This window comes from Streptomyces sp. NPDC048441 (genome assembly GCF_043200235.1).
GTDB lineage: Bacteria > Actinomycetota > Actinomycetes > Streptomycetales > Streptomycetaceae > Streptomyces.
In genome coordinates, this window is the sequence record NZ_JBICXM010000006.1 from 93627 (window position 1) to 113800 (window position 20174).

Annotated in this window: 20 protein-coding genes, 1 pseudogene and 1 riboswitch; of the genes and pseudogenes, 7 read left to right on the forward strand and 14 right to left on the reverse strand. The window is 70.5% G+C overall.

Features of this window, described 5'->3' with window-relative positions:
• Window positions 1–145 precede the first annotated feature (145 nt).
• Together ACGFSB_RS16605 and ACGFSB_RS16610 are read left to right on the forward strand one after the other, a co-directional pair.
• Window positions 146–811, forward strand: coding sequence for a response regulator transcription factor (locus ACGFSB_RS16605; RefSeq protein ID WP_393400151.1), 666 nt, complete (start codon window positions 146–148; stop codon window positions 809–811).
• Window positions 808–2253 (forward strand): ATP-binding protein, encoded by a 1446-nt coding sequence (locus ACGFSB_RS16610; protein WP_393399266.1) that lies wholly within the window; start codon window positions 808–810, stop codon window positions 2251–2253. Before ACGFSB_RS16605 ends, ACGFSB_RS16610 begins: the two co-directional genes overlap by 4 nt.
• A 106-nt stretch (window positions 2254–2359) precedes the next feature.
• On the opposite strand, the gene ACGFSB_RS16615 is transcribed toward ACGFSB_RS16610, so the two are convergent.
• The 3 genes from ACGFSB_RS16615 to ACGFSB_RS16625 all read right to left on the reverse strand — a co-directional run bounded on the left by ACGFSB_RS16615 (window position 2360) and on the right by ACGFSB_RS16625 (window position 4431).
• Entirely contained in the window at window positions 2360–2755 is a 396-nt protein-coding gene (locus ACGFSB_RS16615; RefSeq protein WP_393399269.1) for an ATP-binding protein, read from the reverse strand.
• A gap of 161 nt (window positions 2756–2916) precedes the next feature.
• Window positions 2917–4158 (reverse strand): metallophosphoesterase, encoded by a 1242-nt coding sequence (locus ACGFSB_RS16620; protein ID WP_393399272.1) that lies wholly within the window; start codon window positions 4156–4158, stop codon window positions 2917–2919.
• A gap of 30 nt (window positions 4159–4188) precedes the next feature.
• Entirely contained in the window at window positions 4189–4431 is a 243-nt protein-coding gene (locus ACGFSB_RS16625; protein WP_249588213.1) for an SCO4848 family membrane protein, read from the reverse strand.
• A gap of 109 nt (window positions 4432–4540) precedes the next feature.
• Here ACGFSB_RS16625 and ACGFSB_RS16630 point away from each other — a divergent pair, with 109 nt between their 5' ends.
• Complete coding sequence (locus tag ACGFSB_RS16630) at window positions 4541–5800, forward strand: D-alanyl-D-alanine carboxypeptidase family protein (protein WP_393399276.1); 1260 nt, start codon at window positions 4541–4543, stop codon at window positions 5798–5800.
• Here the strand turns inward: ACGFSB_RS16630 and ACGFSB_RS16635 are convergent.
• From ACGFSB_RS16635 to ACGFSB_RS16650, 4 genes are read right to left on the reverse strand one after another with little or no spacing between them, the layout of a single operon-like run.
• On the reverse strand, window positions 5748–6695 hold the full coding sequence (locus tag ACGFSB_RS16635) for a YihY/virulence factor BrkB family protein (RefSeq protein WP_393399279.1): 948 nt from the start codon (window positions 6693–6695) through the stop codon (window positions 5748–5750). The genes ACGFSB_RS16630 and ACGFSB_RS16635 overlap by 53 nt on opposite strands.
• Complete coding sequence (locus tag ACGFSB_RS16640) at window positions 6683–7105, reverse strand: GtrA family protein (protein ID WP_393400154.1); 423 nt, start codon at window positions 7103–7105, stop codon at window positions 6683–6685. Before ACGFSB_RS16640 ends, ACGFSB_RS16635 begins: the two co-directional genes overlap by 13 nt.
• Before the next feature lie 26 nt (window positions 7106–7131).
• Complete coding sequence (locus ACGFSB_RS16645) at window positions 7132–8085, reverse strand: decaprenyl-phosphate phosphoribosyltransferase (protein ID WP_393399282.1); 954 nt, start codon at window positions 8083–8085, stop codon at window positions 7132–7134.
• Window positions 8078–8599: a phosphatase PAP2 family protein gene (locus tag ACGFSB_RS16650; protein ID WP_393399285.1), complete on the reverse strand. Its 522-nt coding sequence runs from the start codon at window positions 8597–8599 to the stop codon at window positions 8078–8080. The genes ACGFSB_RS16645 and ACGFSB_RS16650 overlap by 8 nt, the downstream gene beginning before the upstream one ends.
• Window positions 8600–8813: 214 nt before the next feature.
• On the opposite strand from ACGFSB_RS16650, the gene ACGFSB_RS16655 reads away from it, so the two are divergent.
• Complete coding sequence (locus tag ACGFSB_RS16655; protein ID WP_393399288.1) at window positions 8814–10205, forward strand: FAD-binding protein; 1392 nt, start codon at window positions 8814–8816, stop codon at window positions 10203–10205.
• A gap of 20 nt (window positions 10206–10225) precedes the next feature.
• Complete coding sequence (locus ACGFSB_RS16660) at window positions 10226–10981, forward strand: decaprenylphospho-beta-D-erythro-pentofuranosid-2-ulose 2-reductase (RefSeq protein ID WP_393399291.1); 756 nt, start codon at window positions 10226–10228, stop codon at window positions 10979–10981.
• A gap of 25 nt (window positions 10982–11006) precedes the next feature.
• Here ACGFSB_RS16660 and ACGFSB_RS16665 read toward each other — a convergent pair whose 3' ends face one another.
• The 3 genes from ACGFSB_RS16665 to glyA all read right to left on the reverse strand — a co-directional run bounded on the left by ACGFSB_RS16665 (window position 11007) and on the right by glyA (window position 14175).
• On the reverse strand, window positions 11007–11594 hold the full coding sequence (locus ACGFSB_RS16665; protein WP_393399294.1) for a 2'-5' RNA ligase family protein: 588 nt from the start codon (window positions 11592–11594) through the stop codon (window positions 11007–11009).
• A 73-nt stretch (window positions 11595–11667) separates the two neighbouring features.
• Window positions 11668–12681, reverse strand: coding sequence for a tryptophan--tRNA ligase (trpS, locus tag ACGFSB_RS16670; protein WP_393399296.1), 1014 nt, complete (start codon window positions 12679–12681; stop codon window positions 11668–11670).
• Between the two features lie 174 nt (window positions 12682–12855).
• The gene (gene glyA / locus ACGFSB_RS16675) at window positions 12856–14175 is read right to left on the reverse strand and encodes a serine hydroxymethyltransferase (RefSeq protein WP_393399298.1); all 1320 of its coding nucleotides are present in this window, start codon (window positions 14173–14175) and stop codon (window positions 12856–12858) included.
• Between the two features lie 40 nt (window positions 14176–14215).
• A riboswitch (ZMP/ZTP riboswitch) is annotated at window positions 14216–14306 on the reverse strand.
• Window positions 14307–14416: 110 nt separating this feature from the next.
• Here glyA and rocD point away from each other — a divergent pair.
• Complete coding sequence (rocD, locus tag ACGFSB_RS16680) at window positions 14417–15619, forward strand: ornithine--oxo-acid transaminase (protein ID WP_393399300.1); 1203 nt, start codon at window positions 14417–14419, stop codon at window positions 15617–15619.
• A 48-nt stretch (window positions 15620–15667) separates the two neighbouring features.
• On the opposite strand, the pseudogene ACGFSB_RS16685 reads toward rocD, so the two are convergent.
• The 3 genes and pseudogenes from ACGFSB_RS16685 to ACGFSB_RS16695 all read right to left on the reverse strand — a co-directional run.
• Window positions 15668–15967 (reverse strand): annotated as a pseudogene (locus ACGFSB_RS16685) (SAM-dependent methyltransferase); the annotation flags it as partial.
• Between the two features lie 25 nt (window positions 15968–15992).
• Window positions 15993–17189 (reverse strand): glutathionylspermidine synthase family protein, encoded by a 1197-nt coding sequence (locus tag ACGFSB_RS16690; RefSeq protein ID WP_393399302.1) that lies wholly within the window; start codon window positions 17187–17189, stop codon window positions 15993–15995.
• A 4-nt stretch (window positions 17190–17193) separates the two neighbouring features.
• On the reverse strand, window positions 17194–17547 hold the full coding sequence (locus ACGFSB_RS16695; protein WP_393399304.1) for a hypothetical protein: 354 nt from the start codon (window positions 17545–17547) through the stop codon (window positions 17194–17196).
• A gap of 135 nt (window positions 17548–17682) precedes the next feature.
• On the opposite strand from ACGFSB_RS16695, the gene ACGFSB_RS16700 reads away from it, so the two are divergent.
• Window positions 17683–18528 (forward strand): hypothetical protein, encoded by an 846-nt coding sequence (locus ACGFSB_RS16700; RefSeq protein WP_393400156.1) that lies wholly within the window; start codon window positions 17683–17685, stop codon window positions 18526–18528.
• Window positions 18529–18727: 199 nt separating this feature from the next.
• Here the strand turns inward: ACGFSB_RS16700 and ACGFSB_RS16705 are convergent, their stop codons facing one another.
• Window positions 18728–20137 (reverse strand): PLP-dependent aminotransferase family protein, encoded by a 1410-nt coding sequence (locus ACGFSB_RS16705; RefSeq protein ID WP_393399307.1) that lies wholly within the window; start codon window positions 20135–20137, stop codon window positions 18728–18730.
• Between the last annotated feature and the right edge of the window lie 37 nt (window positions 20138–20174).

The following is a 20174-nucleotide window of genomic DNA, read 5'->3' on the forward strand; positions in this document are numbered from 1 at the left end:
CTCAAGGAACTCCAAAGCACCGTCCGGGACTTCGTACAACGCGCGCGCCGATACTGGGGGCATGAGCCACGCCGAAGGCCAGCAGGGAACAGATGTCGGAGTGCGGCGGCCCGACCGGAGTGCCGGGGCCACCGCCGGGGCCACCGTGCTCGTCGTCGAGGACGAGCCGAGCATCGCCGACGTACTCGCCATCGCTCTGCGCTACCACCACTTCGATGTGATGGTGGCGGGCACCGTGCACGAGGCCCTCGCGCTCGCCGAGCGCACCCGGCCCGACGCGGCGCTCCTTGACGTGATGCTCCCGGACGGCGACGGCCGTGCTCTCGCCAGGGAACTGCGTTCCCGGCAGCCCGAGTTGGCACTGGTGTTCCTGACCGCGCGGGACTCGCCCGCCGAGGTCGTGGGCGCGCTCGGCTTCGGCGACGACTACATCACCAAGCCGTTCAACATCGACGAGGTCGTCGCCCGTATCGGCGCGGTCCTGCGCCGCACCAGGGCGGGCGACGTACTCCCCCAGCGTCCGCCCCTGCGCTACGGAGACCTGGAACTGGACGAGGTGACCTACGTGGTGCGCCGCGCGGGCCGCACGGCGCAGCTCACGCCGACCGAGTACGCCCTGCTGCGCTTCCTCGTCCGCAACGGCGGCCGTGTGGTGCCCAAGGAGCAGCTCCTGCGCCATGTGTGGCAGTACGAGCACACGGCCGAGTCGACCGTGGTGGAGACCTACATCAGCTATCTGCGGCGCAAGCTGGACGCGCTCGGCCCGCCGGTGATCACGACCCGGCGGGGTGTCGGGTACGGCCTCGCATGAGGCGTGCGCACCGCGGCATGAGCTCGCTGCGCGCCAAGCTCACATGGGTGAACGTGGCGCTCCTTGCCCTCGGCATCATCGTGGCGACCGGGGTGAGCGTCATGGGCATGCGCCACTATCTGCTCGACAAAGTGGACGCCGAACTGACGCAGTCGCGCCTCTCCCTGCTGAGCACCGGGCTCACCATGAAGGACATCGAGCGGCTCAGCGAACTGGGCATCGCACTCGACAAGCTCTCGCCAGGGAGCAAGGAGAGCGCGAGCGCACTCCCGCGCGGGGACACGGTGTTCGTGGCGATAGACAAGGGCGGCGAGCCCGTCGCCATCGGCGCGCTCGCACCGACCCCGCGCCAGCGGGCCTTGGCCGCCGCCGTCGACGACCCCGAAGAGGTCGCCTCCGAGTCCGATCCGCAGGACGTCTCCTTGGACGGCGACGCCCACCGCATGGTGGGCGCGCGGCTCGACGACGGCACGACGGTCCTGATGGCGGCGGCCACGGAGAACGTGGAATCGGGCATCAAGAAGGCGCTCAAACTCGACGCCGCCTTCGGAGTGGTCCTGTTGGGGCTGCTCGCGGTCCTGACGATGATCTCCGCGCACCACCGGCTCCGTCCCCTGGAGGACATGGTCGAGACGGCGTCCGCGATCGCCGAGGGCGATCTGACCCGGCGCGTGCCGTCCAGCCGCGCCCCGGCGACGGAGACCGAGCAGCTGCGGCTCGCCCTCAACTCCATGCTCCACCAGGTCGAGTCGGCCTTCGAGACCCGCGAGCGCAGCTCGGCACAGCTGCGCCGCTTCGTCGCCGATGCCTCGCACGAGCTGCGTACGCCCTTGTCGGCGATCCGCGGATATCTCCAGCTGTGGGACAAGGGGATGCTCCGCGATCCGGCGGAACGCACGCGCGCGTGGAGCCGCGTCATCTCGGAGACCGACCGGATGGGACACCTCGTCGACGAGCTGCTGACCCTGGCCCGCCTGGACCAGCAGCCGGAACTCCGCTTGCGGAGCGTCGACTTGAGCCGCCTGGTACGAGACGCCGCCGACGATCTGCGGGTGCAGGAGCCGGAGCGCCCGCTGACGGTCCGCGCCGACGGGGCGGTGCTGATCCGCGCGGACGAGTCGGGGCTGCGCCAGGTGCTCGGCAATCTCCTTGCCAACGTACGCGTCCACACGCCCGCCGACACACCGGTCACATTGGGCGTGGCGCGCGAGAACGGCGTAGTGCGGCTACGCGTCGCCGACGAGGGGCCCGGCCTCGCGGAGGAGGACGCGACGCGGGTGTTCGACCGGTTCTTCCGGGCGGGCGGGGGCGCGGGGAGTGGGCTCGGCATGGCGATCGTGCAGGGGGTCGTCGCGGCGCACGGCGGCGATGTGGGGGTGGAGACGGCGCCGGGGGCGGGGCTCACGGTGACGGTGACGTTGCCTGCGCACAGAGCGAATTGAGGGCGCCGCACGCGGGAACGCGGGGATGCGGGGATGCGGGGATGCGGGAACGCGGGGATGCAGGGAGGGAATGCGGGGATGCGCGTGCCCGGCAGAGCTCAGGGCCTCACTTGCGCACCAGCGCCCAGACCGTCTTCCCGTGCCGCCCCCGCTGCCAGACGCCCCACGCCTCGGCGAGCTCGTCGAGGAGCCGCAGGCCGCGGCCGTTCTCCTGCCAGGGGTCCGCTTCCCGCAGCTCAGGGGTTGTCGGGCTCTCGTCGGAGACCTCTATGAAGCAGTCGCCGTCGGCGAGCACCGTGACCGCCACCTCGAAATCCCGTCCGGGAACCACACCGTGGCAGACGGCGTTCGTCACGAGTTCCGAGACAAGAAGTACGGCGTCGTGCAGCGTCCGGCTCTCCTGCGCGTGACCCCACTCCGCCAGGTGATCGCTCACGCGGATCCGGGCGAGCGAGACGGAAGCCGGATGCGGTGGCAGCCGGAAGGCATGGCGTCGCAACAATCCTCTTCCCCCTATGGCACACCCGATGGCACACCCGCGCGCCGAAACCGCACACGCTTCCTACACTTAATGCTGCGCAGAGGAAACGTCCGGTGTCACACCGTCACCTCACGGCCCGGCAATATCCGGCCAGGCCCGCCGTACATCGAACGCCTATGCGGTTACGCCTGGCGGGAGGCCAGTTCCACGACCGTGATGTCGGACGGCGCACCGACCCGTACCGGCGGCCCCCACGCACCGGCGCCACGCGTCACGTACAGCTGCGTGTCGCCGTACCGCTCCAGGCCCGCGAGCGTCGGGTTGGCCAGGTCGGCGATGAAATTGCCTGGCCAAAGCTGTCCTCCGTGGGTGTGCCCGGAGAGCTGGAGGTCGACACCGTGCTTGACCGCGTCGTGGATGACGACCGGCTGGTGGGCCAGGAGCACGGAGGCCCGCGAGCGGTCCCGGTCGCCGAGCGCCTTGGCGAAGTCGGGACCGTGCCCCTCGCTCTCGCCCGCCACGTCGTCCACACCGGCGAGGTCGAAGCCGGGCAGTTCGGTGCGGGCGTTCTCCAGGGGGCGCAGGCCGAGTTCGCGTACGTGATCGACCCACTGCTCGGCTCCGGAGAAGTACTCGTGGTTGCCGGTCACGAAGTACGTTCCGTGCCGCGCGCGGAGCTGTGCGAGCGGCGCCGCGGCGGGCCCCAGGTCTTCGACGCTGCCGTCGACCAGGTCGCCGACGACCGCGATGAGGTCGGGCTGTGTGCCGTTGATCGTGTCGACCACGCGCTGGGTGAAGCCGCGGCCGAGAATCGGCCCCAGGTGGATGTCGCTGACCACGGCGATCCGGAACCCGTGCGCCCCGCGCGGCAGCTTGGCCAACGGCACGGTGACGCGCTTCACCCGGGGGCCGCGCAGGACGCCGTACGTTCCGTAGCCGACCGTCCCGACGGCGACGGTAGCGGCGGTCCCGCCCACGATCCGGGAGACGAAGAGACGTCGCGAGGGGGCCGCTACGGAGGGTGCCACTACGGAAGGGACCGCTACGGAGAGGGCCGCCACGGAACCGGTGCCCTCCGTAGGAGTGGGGGGCTCCGTAGCAACGGGGTTCGCTCGCCTCTTCAAGAAGAAGGGGCGTACAAGCTCACCCACAAGAAGCGCGAGCACGAGGTAGATCGACAGCGCCATCCACATGAAGCCCGGCCAGGCAAGCACCTTCTGTAGCCAGAACGGCGCCCCGGCCCGCTCACCCGCGACCGCCGCGAACATCAGCAGCGGCCCCGCGGCGAAGACCACGGCGCCCGCGCGGCGGGCCAACCCGGGCCCGGCCGTCGTGTCCCGCACCAGCCGCCGCCACGCGTACCACTGCATCCCGGCGAGGGCCGCGAGCGCGGCGATACCGGCCAGCACGAACAGGATGACCACGGTGCGCGCTCCTCGACAGTGACCGGTCAGCTATGACGTACGGCGCAGAGCACGCACTCCGCGCAACCCGATGGTCCCTACGACCGTCCCCAAGACAAAGGAGGCTACGGCGAGCGTCAGATGCACCCAGAAGTACGCCGTCGGGTCGCCGGCATCGTCGAAGGCGAGCCCGCTGCCGTCCTTCCACAGGTTCTTGACGAAAGTGATCCAGATGAACCAGCTCCACACACCGAAGGCGAGCAGGAACCAGGAGACCGGGCGGCTGAGCTTCATACGTTCAGTATCGCGAGCCTCTCTTCCGCACCGCCGCCGGGGTGGGGAGCCCGGGACACAGGCCACCTCGCCGACGACTTCCACAGCGACGCCCTGTACGTTCTCGTCCGTGCCTGCCGTAAAAAAGACCGCCTTGTTGGTCACTTCCGCCGCATTGCTGACCATGTCCACCGCAGCGCCCGCGCTGGCGGACGGCAAGCCGGGGGGCGAGAGCAAGCCCAAGCCACCCGCGTCCATGTCGACCGTAGGCGGCGCCAAGCTCGGCGAGCCAGGCACCCAGGTGAGCCTGAAGGCGGGCGCTCCCGTGCTCCCCAAGGAGCTTTCGGCGCGCTCCTGGATGGTCTCCGACGCCGAGACGGGCGAGGTGCTCGCCTCGCACAACTCGCACTGGCGGCTGCCCCCGGCGAGCACCCTGAAGATGCTCTTCGCGGACACGGTCCTGCCGAAGTTCCCCAAGACGCAGAAGCACAAGGTCGAGCTCTCCGACCTGGCGGGCATGGGCGCGGGCAGCAGCCTGGTCGGCGTCAAGGAGAACGAGACGTACTCGGTCCACGACCTGTGGCTCGGCGTCTTCCTGCGGTCGGGCAATGACGCGGTGCACGTCCTGTCCGCGATGAACGGCGGTGTCCCGGAGACCGTCAAGAACATGCAGTCGCATGCCGAGGAACTACAGGCCCTCGACACCCACGTGGTCAGCCCGGACGGCTACGACGAGAAGGGGCAGGTCTCCTCCGCGTACGACCTGACGCTCTTCGCCCGCTCCGGGCTACAGAAGAAGGACTTCCGCGAGTACTGCTCGACGGCCACCGCCCAGTTTCCCGGCGAGACCAAGAAGGTCACGAAGGGCAAGGACAAGGGCAAGAAGAAGCGCGAGTCCTTCGCGATCCAGAACACCAACCGACTCCTTACGGGGGACATCGGTCTCGATGCCTACAAGGGCATCGCGGGCGTCAAGAACGGCAGCACCACGAACGCGGGCAACACCTTCACCGGTGTCGCCGAGCGCGACGGCAAGGTGCTCCTTGTCACCGTCATGAACCCCGACTCCGGGGAGCAGCACGCGGTCTACAAGGAGACCGAGCGCCTCCTGGACTGGGGCTTCAAGGCCTCGGGCAAGGTCGACCCGGTGGGCGAACTGGTCGCTCCGAAGGGTGCCGGTACGGGCAGCGGCAAGGGTGCGCCCGGCGCGGGCAAGGGCGGGTCGGGAGCGGCCAAGAGCGTGGCACACGCCTCCGACAAGGACTCGGGCGGTGTCGGCGTCGCGCTCGCGGTCGTGGGTGGCGTCCTGGCGCTCCTGGCCGCCGGGTGGTTCGTGATCAGCCGCCGGCTGCCGCTGCCGGACCTGGTGCGCCGGAAGGGCCGTCGCTGACCCTGTCAGGCTCCTCCTGCCCTTCTTCTTGCTCGGCTTCTGTATCTTCCTGCTTCCGCGTCGCCGTCCAGGCGGCGCAGAACAGCAGTAGCTTCGCGGTGAAGTTGATCCACAGGAGCAGCGCGACGGGCACTCCGAAGGCGCCGTACATGTTCTTCGAGGCGACGCCCTTCATGTAGCCGCCGAGCAGCAGCTTGAGCAGCTCGAACCCGGCCGCGCCGATCAGAGCGGCGGTGATCAGGTGACGGCTCGGCGGCTCCACGCCGGGCAGCAGTGTCAGGACGTAGAGCAGCAGCAGGAAGTCCGCGAGGACGGCGATGGCGAACGCGATGCCTTGCAGCAGCACACCGCCCCAGCCGTCCTTGGAGACCCCGAGGAGGTCGGCGCTCCAGCCGACGGCGGTCGACGCGAGGGTCGAGGCGACGACCGACGCGAGCCCGGCGCCACCGAGTCCGACGAGCACCCCGGCGTCCTTGACCTTGCGCAGGAAGGGGTTCTCCTCCTCGTCCGGCAGCTCCCAGACGACCCGCAGGCACTCTCTTATCGAACCGACCCAGCCGATGCCGGTGAAGAGCAGCAGGGCGCCCGCGATGAGCCCGATGGTGCCCGCGTTGGCGACCAGGGCGTCCAGGTCCAGCTGGTCGGAGATGCCGGGGACCTGCTTGGAGATGGTGTCCTCGATCTTGTCCTGCTGACTGCTGGAGAGCGTCGCGGCCGCGATCGCGGCGGCGACGGTGATCAGCGGAAAGAGCGCGAGGAAGCTGATGAACGTCATCGCTGCCGCGAGACGGGCCCATTTCACGTTGTCGAGGCGCTCGTACGCGCTCCACGCGTGCGTGCGCATCAGCCGCTCCACCAGCGGCCCGATTCCGGGGAGCTTTTTCAGCCAGTCCATGTCGCCTCCCTGCCCGCTGTACGGAAGACCAAGGTCCGGGTACCCCAAAAACGCAGAACAGTGGCGAGCGCCATACCGATTCCCGCCCCGGAAATGGTGTCCGCGCGCTGCGAGGTGAGGCCGAGACCGTAGTGAGAGACGGCGATGCAGAGCAACTGCACGAGGGCGCCCGCGATGTTGACCGCGAAGAAGATCCCGTACTGGCGAAGGCGCGGGACCTCGGCCGCCGCGCGCCGGTAGGTGCCGAGCGCGTTGCCCGCGTACGCGACCGTGCAACCGGCGACGAAGGACAGCGCCTTGGCGGTCAGCGGGTCGAGGCCGACCGGTCCGCGCAGCCAGATGAAGAGGCCGAGGTCGGCGGCGTACGCGCAGATCCCTGCCGTGGCGAAGCCGAGCAGTTCGGGGCCCATGGCCCGCGCCCGCTCCCTGAGTGTGCTCACCAGTCGGCGACCGCGAGGCAGTACATCGCGAGCCACACCAGACCGATGACGGCCAGCGCCCGGTCGCGCAGCACGACGTCCTCCGGCTCGCCCGCGGTGCCCCGGTCCGCGAAGACGGCGTACCGCAGGACCGCGAGGACGAAGGCCGCCATCGACAGCTGCCGCCAGGGCAGCAGGCTGCCGTTGGCGGTGCCGCCGCTCTCCATGGCCCACAGGCAGTACGCGAGGACGGCGACGCCCGCTGCCAGCTGCCAGACGAAGCGGAGGTAGCCGGTGGTGTATTCGGTGAGCAACGCGCGCGTGGCGCCCGGTTTCTCGGAGCTCCCGGCCATCTGGACGGCTTCGGAGTAGCGCTTGGCGGAGACCATGAAGAGCGCGCCGAAGCCCGTGGTGATCAGGAACCACCGCGAGAGCGGGATGCCGAGTGCCACTCCCCCGATCATCGCCCGCATCAGGAAGCCCGTGGTGACGACGGCGAGGTCGACGACGAGGACGTGCTTGAGGCTGACGCAGTAGGCCAGTTGCATCACTACGTAGGCGGCGAGCAGCGCCGCCGTCAGGGGCGTGCAGAGCGCGGCGGCGGCCACGGGAGCGAGCACGGCGAGCAGCCCGCCGACCGCGTAGGCGACCGGCACCGGGACCTGACCCGCGGCGACCGGTCTGCGGCACTTGGTGGGGTGGGCGCGGTCGGCATCGGCGTCGCGCGCGTCGTTGATGAGGTAGACGGCGGACGCGGCGGCCGTGAACAGGGCGAAGACTACGGCGAGTTGGGTCAGCGAGTGGCGCGAGAAGAGCTCGCCCGCGGCGGCGGGGGCGGCGACGACCAGGATGTTCTTCACCCACTGGCGGGGCCGCGCGGTCTTCAGGAGGCCCCGCGACAGGGCGAGCGGGCCGGTGTCCGGCGGCTGGGGCGGGCGGGGGCGTTCGAGCAGGGCGGCGGGGTCAGCCATTGCCGCGGCCCCCGTTCAGCCAGGCGGTGCCCACGCGCGCGGTGAGGGCGCCGAGGGCTGCTCCGGCGGCCACGTCGCTCGGGTAGTGGACGCCGACGACCATCCGGGACACGCACATCGCGGCGGCGAGCGGCGGCACGATGCGGGCTCCGACGGGGCTCAGCGCGCCGTACGCGACGGTGGCCGCGGCGGCCGAAGTGGCGTGCGAACTGGGGAAGGAGTGCCGCCCCGCGGTCCTGACGAGGGGCTCCACGCCCGCCTCGCCGCCGGGGCGCGGACGCCGCACGATCCGCTTGACGCCCATGCTGGCGAGGTGTGCCGCCGCGGTCAGCGCCGTGGCGCGCAGCCACGCGCCGCGCCGTTCGCGGTCGGCCGCGGCGCCCGCGAACCCCGCGATGATCCAGAGGGCGCCGTGCTCGCCGGTCCAGGACAGGGCGCGTGCGGTGGTCGCCACGCGCGCGTCGGAGCCGCAGTCGCGCAGGGCCGACAGCAGCCGCTGGTCCATGTCGTGCATGTGGCCTCCTTCTCCGATGACTTCTCCGGCGACATCTCCGGTGACTTCTCCGGTGACTTCTCCGATGGCTTCAGGGACTCCGCCTTCCGACTCTTCTAGGCAACATCTAAATATTTACGGCAATATAGGACGACACTCCATCAATCACCCATTTCGGTGAGGGCTCGGATGAATTGGGGCAAACTATCCCTGCTCGGGCGATACGGTCACGCCTATGCCTGCCGACTCCGCTCCGCCTGCCGACTCAGCGACCGTGACGACGTCCGAGGCCGTGTCCGTGTCGGGCTGGGGGCGCACCGCGCCGTCCACCGCCCGTCTGATCCGCCCCCGTTCGCCCGAGGAGGCCGTGGCCGCCCTCCAGGCCTGCGGGGAGCGTGGTGGCATCGCCAGGGGCCTTGGACGGGCCTACGGGGACGCCGCGCAGAACGCGGGCGGCGCGGTCCTCGACATGACCGGCATGGACCGTGTGCACGCCATCGACGCGGACGCGGGCACCGTCCTGTGCGACGCGGGGGTCTCTCTGCACCGCCTGATGGAAGTCCTGCTCCCGCTCGGCTGGTTCGTGCCGGTGACACCGGGGACCCGCTATGTGACCGTCGGCGGCGCGATCGGCACGGACATCCACGGCAAGAACCACCACGGCTCCGGTTCGTTCTCGCGGCACGTCATGGCGGTGGAACTGCTCACCGCCGACGGCACGGTGCGCGCGGTCGAGCGCGGCAGCGCCCTGTTCGACGCGACGGCGGGCGGCATGGGCCTGACCGGCGTGATCCTCGCGGCGACGCTTCAACTACAGCCCGTCGAGACATCGTTGATGTCGGTGGACACGGAACGCGCCACCGACCTGGACGACTTGATGGCCCGCCTCACCGCCACCGACCACCGCTACCGATACTCCGTGGCCTGGATCGACCTCCTCGCGCGCGGTGCGGCGATGGGGCGCTCGGTCCTCACGCGCGGCGACCACGCTCCCCTGGACGCCCTTCCGCCACGCGCGCGCAGAGCCCCGTTGACGTTCCGCCCCGGCCAGCTGCCGCCCGCCCCGCGTTTCCTGCCCGAAGGGCTGCTCGGGCGGAAGTCGGTGGGCCTCTTCAATGAGCTCTGGTACCGCAAGGCGCCCCGCATCCGGATGGGCGAGCTCCAGAAGATCTCGACGTTCTTCCACCCTCTCGACGGCGTCCCGCACTGGAACCGCGTCTACGGACGCGGCGGTTTCGTGCAGTACCAATTCGTCGTCGGGTACGGCAAGGAAGAGGCCCTGCGGCGCATCGTGGGGCGCATCTCGGAGCGCGGCTGCCCGTCCTTCCTCGCCGTACTGAAGCGCTTCGGAGAGGGCGATCCGGGCTGGCTCTCCTTCCCGATGGCCGGCTGGACCCTCGCCCTGGACATCCCGGCGAACCTGCCGGGCCTCGGCGCCTTCCTCGACGAACTTGACGAGGAGGTGGCCGCCACCGACGGTCGCGTCTATCTGGCCAAGGACTCACGCCTGCGGCCCGAGATGCTCGCCGCGATGTATCCGCGGCTCGACGATTTCCGCGCACTGCGGGCGGACCTCGACCCGCACGGCCTGTTCCGCTCCGACCTCTCGCGCCGCCTCGCCCTCTAGCACTTCCAGGAGTTGGCCCCATGAAGGACGCCTTCGGCACCCCCCAGTCCCTGCTCGTACTCGGCGGCACCTCCGAGATCGGCCTCGCCACCGCCCGCCGTCTCGTCGCCCGGCGCACCCGCACGGTGTGGCTCGCCGGACGGCCGTCCCCGGGCCTGGAGAAGGCCGCCGAGGGCCTGCGCGACATGGGTGCGGACGTCCGCACCGTCGCCTTCGACGCGCTCGACTCCGAGTCCCACGAGTCCGTGCTCGGCAAGATCTTCGCCGAGGGTGACATCGACATGGTCCTGCTGGCCTTCGGGATCCTCGGCGACCAGGCACGCGACGAGGACGAGCCGCTGTCCGCCGTGCGGGTCGCCCAGACGAACTACACCGGCGCCGTCTCGGCGGGCCTGGTGTGCGCGCGGTCGCTGCAGGCCCAGGGGCACGGCTCCCTGGTGGTGCTCTCGTCGGTCGCGGGCGAGCGGGCCCGCCGCTCGAACTTCATCTACGGGTCGAGCAAGGCGGGCCTCGACGCCTTCGCCCAGGGCCTCGGTGACGCGCTGCACGGCACGGGGGTGCACGTGATGGTCGTCCGCCCCGGCTTCGTACGCTCCAAGATGACGGCGGGCCTGGAGGAGGCCCCGATGGCGACCACTCCGGACGCGGTCGCGCTGGCCATCGAGACGGGCCTGCGGCGGCGCTCGGAGACGGTGTGGGTGCCCGGCGCGCTCCGGGTGGTCATGTCGGCGCTGCGTCACGTGCCGCGGACGGTGTTCCGGCGCCTTCCGGTGTGAGGCCCTCCGGAGGGCGGCGCTCAGGTCAGCGGGCGGGCAGCGTGCCGTGCGTGACCGGGGCCGCCGCCTGCGGGGGTACGACAGGGCCGCCGCCTCCGAAGACGAACTCGCGCAGCTTGCGCCACACTCCGTCGGCGCCCTGTTCGTAGAGCGCGAAGCCGGTGCAGGGCCACTCGGCCTCGTACTCCGACAGCTCCGCGTACGCCCGGTCCATGGCCTCTTCGGAGATGCCGTGCGCCACGGTCACGTGCGGGTGGTACGGGAACTGCAGCTCGCGCGGCATGGGCCCGGACGCGTCCCGCACCCGCTCCTGAAGCCAGCCGCAGGCCGATCCGCCCGCGCTCACCTGTACGAAGACGACAGGCGACAGCGGACGGAACGTGCCCGTACCGGAGAGCCGCATGGGGAAGGGGCGCCCGGCGGCCGCGACGGCCACCAGGTGCGCCTCGACGGCGGGCAGCGCCGTGGCGTCCACCTCGGTCGGCGGCAGCAGCGTGACGTGGGTGGGGATGCCGTGCGCCGCGGGGTCCCCGAAGCCCGCGCGCCGCTCCTGGAGCAGGCTGCCGTGAGGCTCCGGGACCGCGATCGACACACCGATCGTTACGGTCCCCACGTCGTACTCCTGTCGGTCGGGTGGCGGGCAGAGGGCGCTGCTGTACCGGGGTCGGTACCGGAGGTGGTGTGGCTCAGTGCTTGGCGGGCAGGAAGCCCACCTTGTCGTACGCCTGGGCGAGGGTCTCCGCGGCGACGGCGCGCGCCTTCTCCGCACCCTTGGCCAGGATCGAGTCGAGCGTCTCCGGGTCGTCCAGATACGCCTGGGTACGGTCCCGGAAGGGGGTCACGAACTCGACCATGACCTCGGCGAGGTCCGTCTTCAGCGCACCGTAGCCCTTGCCGGAGTACTTCTGCTCCAGTTCCGGAATACCGGTGCCCGTGAGGGTCGAGTAGATCGTGAGGAGGTTGCTGACACCCGGCTTGTTCTCGGTGTCGTAGCGCACGACCGTGTCGGTGTCGGTGACCGCGCTCTTGACCTTCTTGGCGGTGGCCTTGGGCTCGTCGAGGAGGTTGATCAGGCCCTTCGGCGTGGACGCCGACTTGCTCATCTTGATCGACGGGTCCTGAAGGTCGTAGATCTTGGCCGTCTCCTTGAGGATGTACGCCGCCGGGACGGTGAACGTCTCACCGAACCGGCCGTTGAAGCGCTCCGCGAGGTCGCGGGTCAGCTCGATGTGCTGGCGCTGGTCCTCGCCGACCGGGACCTGATTGGCCTGGTAGAGCAGGATGTCCGCCACCTGGAGGACCGGGTACGTGAAGAGGCCGACGGAGGCGCGCTCGGCACCCTGCTTGGCCGATTTGTCCTTGAACTGCGTCATGCGAGAGGCCTCGCCGAAGCCTGTGAGGCAGTTCATGACCCAGGCGAGCTGGGCGTGCTCGGGCACATGGCTCTGGACGAAGAGCGTGCACCGGTCCGGGTCGAGTCCGGCCGCGAGGAGCTGGGCTGCGGCGAGGCGGGTGTTGGCGCGCAGGTCGGCCGGGTCCTGTGGAAGCGTGATCGCGTGCAGGTCCACCACCATGTAGAACGCGTCGTGGGACTCCTGCAGCGCCACCCACTGGCGGACCGCGCCAAGGTAGTTGCCGAGGTGGAACGAGCCGGCGGTGGGCTGGATTCCGGAGAGCACGCGAGGACGATCAGAGGCCATGAGACTCATTCTCTCAGGTGACTCTCATTGCTCGGAAACAGGCGTGTGACGGGTGTGCCGCGATCTCGTGATCGGGTCGGCGACGATCGGGGCGGTCCGCTCGGGTTGCCGATCGTCGCCGATGAGACGCCGATGAGACGCCGATGAGACGAGAAACACACTGCGTCCGGCTGGTCAGTGGGTCGGCAGGCCCGGGGCCGGATGGGCGGCCATCAGGTCGGCGACCTCGGACCGGATCTTCGTCAGGGCGTCCTCGTCACCGGCGCCGGCCGCTGCGACGCCACGGTCGATCCAGTCGGCGACGGTCGGCATGTGCTGCGTACCGAGACCGCGGGAGGTGAGCGAGGGGGTGCCGATGCGGACGCCGGAGGGGTCGAACGGCTTCCTCGGGTCGTACGGCACGGTGTTGTAGTTGACGACGATCCCGGCCCGGTCGAGGGCCTTGGCGGCGATCTTGCCGGGGACGTCCTTGGGGGTGAGGTCCATCAGGATCAGGTGGTTGTCGGTGCCGCCGGAGACGAGGTCGAAGCCGCGGGCGAGCAGGGCTTCGGCGAGGGCGCGGGCGTTGGCGACGACCGCGTGGGCGTAGTCACGGAAGGAGGGCCGCGACGCCTCGTGCAGGGCCACGGCGATGGCCGCGGTGGTCTGGTTGTGCGGGCCGCCCTGGAGGCCGGGGAAGACCGCCTTGTCGATGGCCTTGGCGTGCTCGTCGCGGGACATCAGCATCGCGCCGCGAGGGCCGCGCAGGGTCTTGTGGGTGGTCGTGGAGATCACGTCGGCGTGCGGCACCGGTGAGGGGTGGGCGCCGCCCGCGATCAGCCCGGCGATGTGCGCGATGTCGGCGACCAGGACGGACCCCGCCTCGCGGGCGATCTCGGCGAAGGCGGCGAAGTCGATGGTGCGGGGGAGGGCGGTGCCACCGCAGAAGATCAGCTTGGGGCGTTCCTTGAGGGCCAGGTCGCGCACCTCGTCGAAGTCGATGAGGCCCGTGTCGTGGCGGACGCCGTACTGGACGCCGCGGAACCACTTGCCGGTGGCGGAGACGCCCCAGCCGTGGGTGAGGTGGCCGCCCATGGGGAGGGCCATGCCCATCACGGTGTCGCCGGGCTCGGCGAAGGCGAGGTAGACGGCGAGGTTGGCCGGGGAGCCGGAGTAGGGCTGGACGTTGGCGTGCTCGACGCCGAAGACGGACTTCGCGCGGGCGACGGCGAGGCGCTCGACGGGGTCGATGTTCTGCTGGCCCTCGTAGTACCGGCGGCCCGGATAGCCCTCGCTGTACTTGTTCTGCAGGACCGTGCCGGAGGCTTCGAGGACGGCGGTGGAGACGTAGTTCTCGCTGGGGATCAGGCGCAGGGTGTCGGCCTGGAGCTGTTCCTCGGCGCCGATGAGTGCGGACAGTTCGGGGTCCTGTGCGGCGAGCGCGGGGTGACTGAGGGTGTTCGGGGAGTCCGGGAGATCCGAGCTCGGGGAACTCGGGGAAGAGGGGTGGGTCATGGCGTCCTCCGGGGCGAGCGGTGAGTGTCCGGTCGTGGTCCCGGGGTGCCCAGGCGTTCGGCACCTCGAAGGTTCTGCCTCGCACGGCTTCCTCGGGGTCCGTTCCCCGTGCGCCAGTCGCCGTGCTGTAGAGGCCAGCCTATCGGGCACGCCGGGTCGGCAGGTTTCTTCGCCCACGATCCGAGCGACGATAGAACTGGGCGCCACACCCGCCCCATGCCGCAGGACGAACGGAGACCCCGTGTCGACTACCGAAGAGTTCATCACCTCGGCCGAAGCACACAGCGCGCACAACTACCACCCGCTGCCCATCGTGGTGGCGTCGGCGGAGGGTGCGTGGATGACGGACATCGAGGGGCGCCGCTACCTCGACATGCTCGCCGGGTACTCGGCGCTGAATTTCGGGCACGGCAACCGCCGCCTGATCGACGCCGCCAAGGCGCAGCTCGAACGGGTGACGCTCACCTCGCGGGCCTTCCACCACGACCGGTTCGCCGACTTCTGTACGCGGCTCGCGGAGCTGTGCGGCAAGGAGATGGTGCTCCCGATGAACACCGGGGCTGAGGCGGTGGAGACAGCCGTGAAGACCGCCAGGAAGTGGGGGTACCAGGTCAAGGGGGTGCCCGACGGACGGGCGAAGATCGTTGTCGCGCGCGACAACTTCCATGGGCGGACCACGACCATCGTCAGCTTCTCGACGGACCCCGAGGCGCGGGCGGACTTCGGTCCGTACACGCCGGGTTTCGAGATCGTGCCGTACGGCGATCTGACGGCGCTGCGGGACGCGGTCACCGAGAACACCGTGGCCGTGCTCCTGGAGCCGATCCAGGGCGAGGCCGGGGTCCTGGTGCCGCCGGCCGGATACCTCGCGGGTGTAAGGGAGTTGACGCGGGAGCGGAACGTCCTGTTCATGGCGGACGAGATCCAGTCGGGGCTCGGCAGGACGGGCAGGACGTTCGCGTGCGAGCACGACGGGGTGGTGCCGGACGTGTACATCCTGGGCAAGGCGCTCGGCGGTGGTGTCGTGCCGGTGTCGGCGGTGGTGGCGGACGCCGATGTGCTCGGGGTGTTCAAGCCGGGTGAGCACGGGTCGACGTTCGGCGGCAATCCGCTGGCGTGTGCCGTCGCGCTCGAGGTGGTGGACATGCTGAGCACGGGCGAGTTCCAGCAGCGGGCCACCGAGCTCGGCGAGCATCTGCACGCCGAGCTGGCGCTGCTCGCCGGTACGGGAGCGGTGACGCAAGTGCGGGGCCGTGGTCTGTGGGCGGGCGTCGACATCGACCCGTCGCACGGCACGGGCCGCGAGATCTCCGAGAAGCTGATGGACAGGGGGGTGCTGGTCAAGGACACCCACGGGTCGACGATCCGGATCGCTCCGCCGCTGGTGATCAGCAAGGAGGACCTGGACTGGGGGCTTGATCAACTGCGGGGGGTGCTGAGCTAGTTCAGTTACTGAGAGGTCGGATACTGAGGGGTTCGGGCGACCGGGCTCCACCGCATCGTCGACGTCGGGCATCGCCGGTCTTGTGATCGTGTGCGAGAGGACGAGATGGCTGCCGGCCGGCAGTGCGTCGAGCAGACGGCGCACGATTGCCGTACGCCTCGGAGTCGTCGTCGGTGAAGATGACGACTCCGAGCAGGACGAGCGCGACCGGCTGGTCGAAGTCCAGTGCCTTGGCGGCGTGTTCGAGGATCGCGTCCACGTTGCGCAGATCCTCGTCCAGGTAGTCGGTCTTCCCCTCGGGGGTGCTGGTGAGCAGGGCCCGCGCGTGGTGAGGACCAGCGGGTCGCTTGGCGGGCAGAGCCTCGCCCGGACATCAGAGAATCACGTGCGGCAGGAATCTCGCGTACTCGTCCGTGATCGGGCCCGCCGACTCCCGGATGCCGAGCCCCGCCGCCTCGTCCTCGACGACCCACGCACCGAGGACCACACGGTTGCCGTCGAAGTCGGGAAGTGGCGCCAACTCCTGGTAGCAGCACGGCTCTTCGCGTACGAGGGGTTCGGCGCCCGGCGGATGGATGGTCACTCCGGCGCCCTCGCGGCCGAGGAGGGGCTTGGTGACGTACCCCCGGCCGGAAGCGGAAGCCAGCTCCCGAGGGCCGTCCAGGTAGGCGGGGAGAAGGTTGGGGTGGTCCGGATACAGCTCCCAAAGGACCGCGAGCAGCGCCTTGTTGGAGAGCAGCATCTTCCAGGCGGGCTCGATCCACAGTGTGGAACCGGTGCCGCCGCCGTTGTCCAGGGTCTCCAGGACGTGCGGGGCGAAACGGTCGGTGGTCAGCCACTCCCACGGGTAGAGCTTGAAGCAACTGCGTATGAAGCCGAGCTTCTTGTCGACGAAGCGCCCCGAGAGCCGGTCCCAGCCGATGTCCTCCATGGAGATCACCTCGGTGTCGAGCCCGGCCTGCTGCGCGGTCTCGCGCAGATACGCGACCGTCATCAGGTCCTCGCCGAGCTCGTCCCCCGCGGAGTGCGCGAAGTACAGCGGGCCGCCGGGCGGGAGCAGCGATGCCTGCTTCTTCCAGGCGTCGACGAGGCGCTCGTGGAGGGAGTTCCACTGGTCGGCGCCGGGGAAGCGCTCCTCCATCCAGAACCATTGCGGGCTCGCGGCCTCGACCAGGGAGGTGGGGGTGTCGGCGTTGTACTCGAGCATCTTGGCCGGGCGGCCGTCCGTACCGTCGTAGCGCAGGTCGAACCTCCCATAGAGGGACGGGAGTTCAGCACGCCGACGCCAGGCCTCGGTGACCGCTTCGGCCACTCGGGGGTCGGTGATGCCGAGGTCGGCGAGGCGGCCGTGCGTGACGATGTGCTCGGCCGCCGCCAGGCACATCGCGTGCAGCTCCTCGACGACCTCTTCGAGGGCTTCGACCTCGGGGAGCGAGAAGACGTAGTGGGCGGACTCGTCCCAGTAGGGGCGGAGGGAGTCGTCGGGGTAGCGCGTGAGGGGGTAGATGAGCCCCTGCTCCTCGACGGTCCGCTGCCAGCCGGGGCGGGGGGTGAGGGTGCGGCGTTCCATGTTCTCAGCCGCCGCCGCTGCCCGAGCAGCCGAAGCCGTCGCGGTCCACTGCCTCGCTGCGGCTGAAGGTGCCGTAGTCGGCGCGGCGGCCTTCGGTGTCGGCGTCGTAGTACCAGGCGGCTTCCGTGCGGCTCGATTTTCCGGTGCCGTACGAGGAGGACGTACCGCTCTTGCAGTTCTTGTCGCTGACTACTTTGTAACCGGTGAGGGCGTCGTAACTGTCCCGGTCCACGCACCGCTTGTCCGGTTCCGAGCCGCACGAGGTCAGGGCCGCCGCGAGTACGCCCATTCCGCCGAGCACAACCGTGCTGGACCGCAGCTTTCGCCGCTGTGTCTTCTTCTCCTGCTCAGCTGTCATCTGCTGTGCTGCTCCCCCGTTGTCGTACGTGATCTGCCGTACGTGATCGGTGATCAGCGTAGGTAAGGGCCCGTGCGCCATGCCAACCGGCTCAGCCGAACCCCTCTCCTCTACAGTCACTTCGTGTCTCTTGGGATGTTTTGCGCACTCGGTTCAGCGGTCTGCTTCGGCACGGCCTCGGTCTTCCAAGCGGTCGCCGCGCGCGCCACGGCGCCGGGGACTGGGTCGGGCGTCGACCCCGCGTTGCTGCTGCGCGCGGTGAAGCAGTGGCGGTACATCGTGGGGCTCGGGCTCGACGGGCTCGGCTTTCTGCTCCAGATCGTGGCGTTGCGCTCCATCCCGATCTACGCCGTCGGGGCGGCGCTCGCCGCGAGCCTCGCCGTCACGGCGGTGGTGGCGTCGCGGATGCTGCGGGTGCGGCTGAGCGGGGTGGAGTGGGGGGCCGTGGGGGTGGTGTGCGCGGGGCTCGCGATGCTGGGGCTCGCCTCCGGGGACGAGGGGGAAGGGGTCGGGCCGACGGCTCTGCGGTACGTGATGCTGGGCGTGGCGGTCGGGGTGTTGGTGCTCGGGGCTGTGGCGGGACGGCTGCCGGGGCGGGGGCGGGCATTGGCCCTCGGCTTGGGGGCGGGACTCGGCTTCGGGGTGGTGGAGGTGACCGTGCGGCTCATCGACTCCGTCGCGGTGGGGGATCTGCTTCGCAATCCGGCGACGTACGCGTTGCTGGTGGGCGGGGGTGCGGCGTTTCTGCTGCTCACCTCTGCCTTGCAGCGGGGGTCGGTGACCACCGCTACCGCTGGGATGGTGATCGGGGAGACGATCGGCCCTGCGGTGGTGGGGGTGGTGTGGCTCGGGGATCGGACTCGGGGCGGCATGGAGTGGCTCGCGGTGCTGGGTTTTGTGGTGGCTGTGGTGGGGGCGTTGGCGTTGGCGCGGTTCGGGGAGGCGGCGGCGGAGGGGACGGCGGAGGAGGTGGCGCCGTAGGGGCGGTCCCTGCGGGGCTTCCCCAGTCCCGCCCCTTCCCGGCTGCATCCATTAGCGGCTCCGCCGCGGCGGGGCTCCGCCCCAGACCCCGTACAAGATGTCCTCAAGCGCCGGACAGGCTGAAAAGATTCAGCCCGTCCGGCGTTTGAGGACGAACTCGGCGAAGCCGGTGATCGACGGCAAGCAAGGCCCCCGCGCCCTACGGCAGCACCCTGCACAAGGCCTCCAACGCCCCCGCCCACGCATGATCCGGCGGCGTCCCGTACCCCACCACCAGCGCGTCCCGCTCCGGAACCCGCGCCGCGGGATGCCGGAAGCCCGCGAGCCCCTGCACGGCGAGCCGCTGCCAGCTCGCCGCCTGGACCACCGACCTCTCGGTGCCCGGCGGGAGTTCGAGCACCGCGTGCAGACCCGCGGCGATCCCCGTGGCCCGTACCTCCGGCGCCCTCTCGGCGAGCGCGGCGACCAACTGGTCCCGGCGGCGCCGGTAGCGGAGCCGCGCGCCCCGCACATGACGGTCGTACGCCCCCGAGGTGATGAACTCCGCGAGCGTCAGCTGGTCGAGCACCCCGCAGTTCAAGTCCGCACCCCCCTTCGCCTCGACGACCTCCGCGGCGAGGGGCGCGGGCAGCACCATCCAGCCGAGCCGCAGCCCGGGGGCGAGGGACTTGCTGGCTGTGCCGAGGTAGACCACGCGGTCGGGGTCGAGGCCCTGGAGCGCGCCCACCGGCTGGCGGTCGTAGCGGAACTCCCCGTCGTAGTCGTCCTCCAGGATCAGACCGCCCTCGCGCCGGGCCCAGTCGACGGCGGCCGCGCGCCGGTCGGGGTGCAGCGGCACCCCCATCGGGAACTGGTGGGCGGGCGTCAGCAGAGCCACCTTCACCGCCGCCCTCGACCCCAACTCCGCCGTGGACGTGCCCAGTTCGTCGAAGGGCAGCGGACTCGTCCGCAGCCCCGCCCGCTCCAGGAGATTCCAGTGGAAGTCGAGCCCGTACGACTCGACCGCCACCTCCCGCCGACCGCGCGCCCGCAGCACACTCCCCAGCAGCACCAGACCGTGCACGAACCCGGCACAGATGACGATGCGGCCCGGATCCGCGTGCACTCCACGCGCGCGCGAGAGGTAGTCGGCGAGGGCGGTGCGCAGCTCGATGCGGCCGCGCGGGTCGCCATGGCCGAGGGCGTCGTTCGGTGCGGCGTACAGGGCGCGGCGAGCGGCCTTGAGCCACTCCGCTCGCGGGAAGGACGCGAGGTCCGGGGTGCCCGGCATCAGGTCGTACGTCGGGCCGCCGACCGCCCTGCGGCGCGGCGCGGGCTCCGCGGGGCGCGGCACGGCGCGTTCGGCGACGCGGGTGCCCGAGCCCTGGCGTGCGGTGAGCCACCCTTCGGCGACGAGGTCCGCGTACGCGTCGGCGACGGTGTTGCGGGCGATGCCCAGGTCGACGGCGAGGGAACGGGATGAGGGGAGGCGGGTGCCGGGGGCGAGCCTGCCGCCGCGTACCGCTTCGCGCAGGGCGTCCGTGAGGCCCTTGCGCACGCCGGAGCGCGTGGCCTCTCCCCCGGTCTCCAGATGGAGATCGACGCCCAAAGTGGCCCAGGAATCTTCCATAGGAATGGACCATACCCCTGGGCTAATCCGACCGTAA

Excerpts from the sequence above, each read along its gene's own strand:
- ACGFSB_RS16645 (WP_393399282.1), bottom strand. The coding sequence starts at position 8,085 with ATGGCTGACCCCGCCGCCCTGCTCGAACGCCCCCGCCCGCCCCAGCCG.
- ACGFSB_RS16695 (WP_393399304.1), bottom strand. The coding sequence starts at position 17,547 with ATGACAGCTGAGCAGGAGAAGAAGACACAGCGGCGAAAGCTGCGGTCC.
- ACGFSB_RS16660 (WP_393399291.1), top strand. The coding sequence starts at position 10,226 with ATGAAGGACGCCTTCGGCACCCCCCAGTCCCTGCTCGTACTCGGCGGC.
- ACGFSB_RS16690 (WP_393399302.1), bottom strand. The coding sequence starts at position 17,189 with ATGGAACGCCGCACCCTCACCCCCCGCCCCGGCTGGCAGCGGACCGTC.
- ACGFSB_RS16650 (WP_393399285.1), bottom strand. The coding sequence starts at position 8,599 with ATGCACGACATGGACCAGCGGCTGCTGTCGGCCCTGCGCGACTGCGGC.
- ACGFSB_RS16640 (WP_393400154.1), bottom strand. The coding sequence starts at position 7,105 with ATGGGCCCCGAACTGCTCGGCTTCGCCACGGCAGGGATCTGCGCGTAC.
- ACGFSB_RS16705 (WP_393399307.1), bottom strand. The coding sequence starts at position 20,137 with ATGGAAGATTCCTGGGCCACTTTGGGCGTCGATCTCCATCTGGAGACC.
- ACGFSB_RS16635 (WP_393399279.1), bottom strand. The coding sequence starts at position 6,695 with ATGGACTGGCTGAAAAAGCTCCCCGGAATCGGGCCGCTGGTGGAGCGG.
- glyA (WP_393399298.1), bottom strand. The coding sequence starts at position 14,175 with ATGACCCACCCCTCTTCCCCGAGTTCCCCGAGCTCGGATCTCCCGGAC.
- trpS (WP_393399296.1), bottom strand. The coding sequence starts at position 12,681 with ATGGCCTCTGATCGTCCTCGCGTGCTCTCCGGAATCCAGCCCACCGCC.
- ACGFSB_RS16625 (WP_249588213.1), bottom strand. The coding sequence starts at position 4,431 with ATGAAGCTCAGCCGCCCGGTCTCCTGGTTCCTGCTCGCCTTCGGTGTG.
- ACGFSB_RS16655 (WP_393399288.1), top strand. The coding sequence starts at position 8,814 with ATGCCTGCCGACTCCGCTCCGCCTGCCGACTCAGCGACCGTGACGACG.
- ACGFSB_RS16610 (WP_393399266.1), top strand. The coding sequence starts at position 808 with ATGAGGCGTGCGCACCGCGGCATGAGCTCGCTGCGCGCCAAGCTCACA.
- ACGFSB_RS16700 (WP_393400156.1), top strand. The coding sequence starts at position 17,683 with ATGTTTTGCGCACTCGGTTCAGCGGTCTGCTTCGGCACGGCCTCGGTC.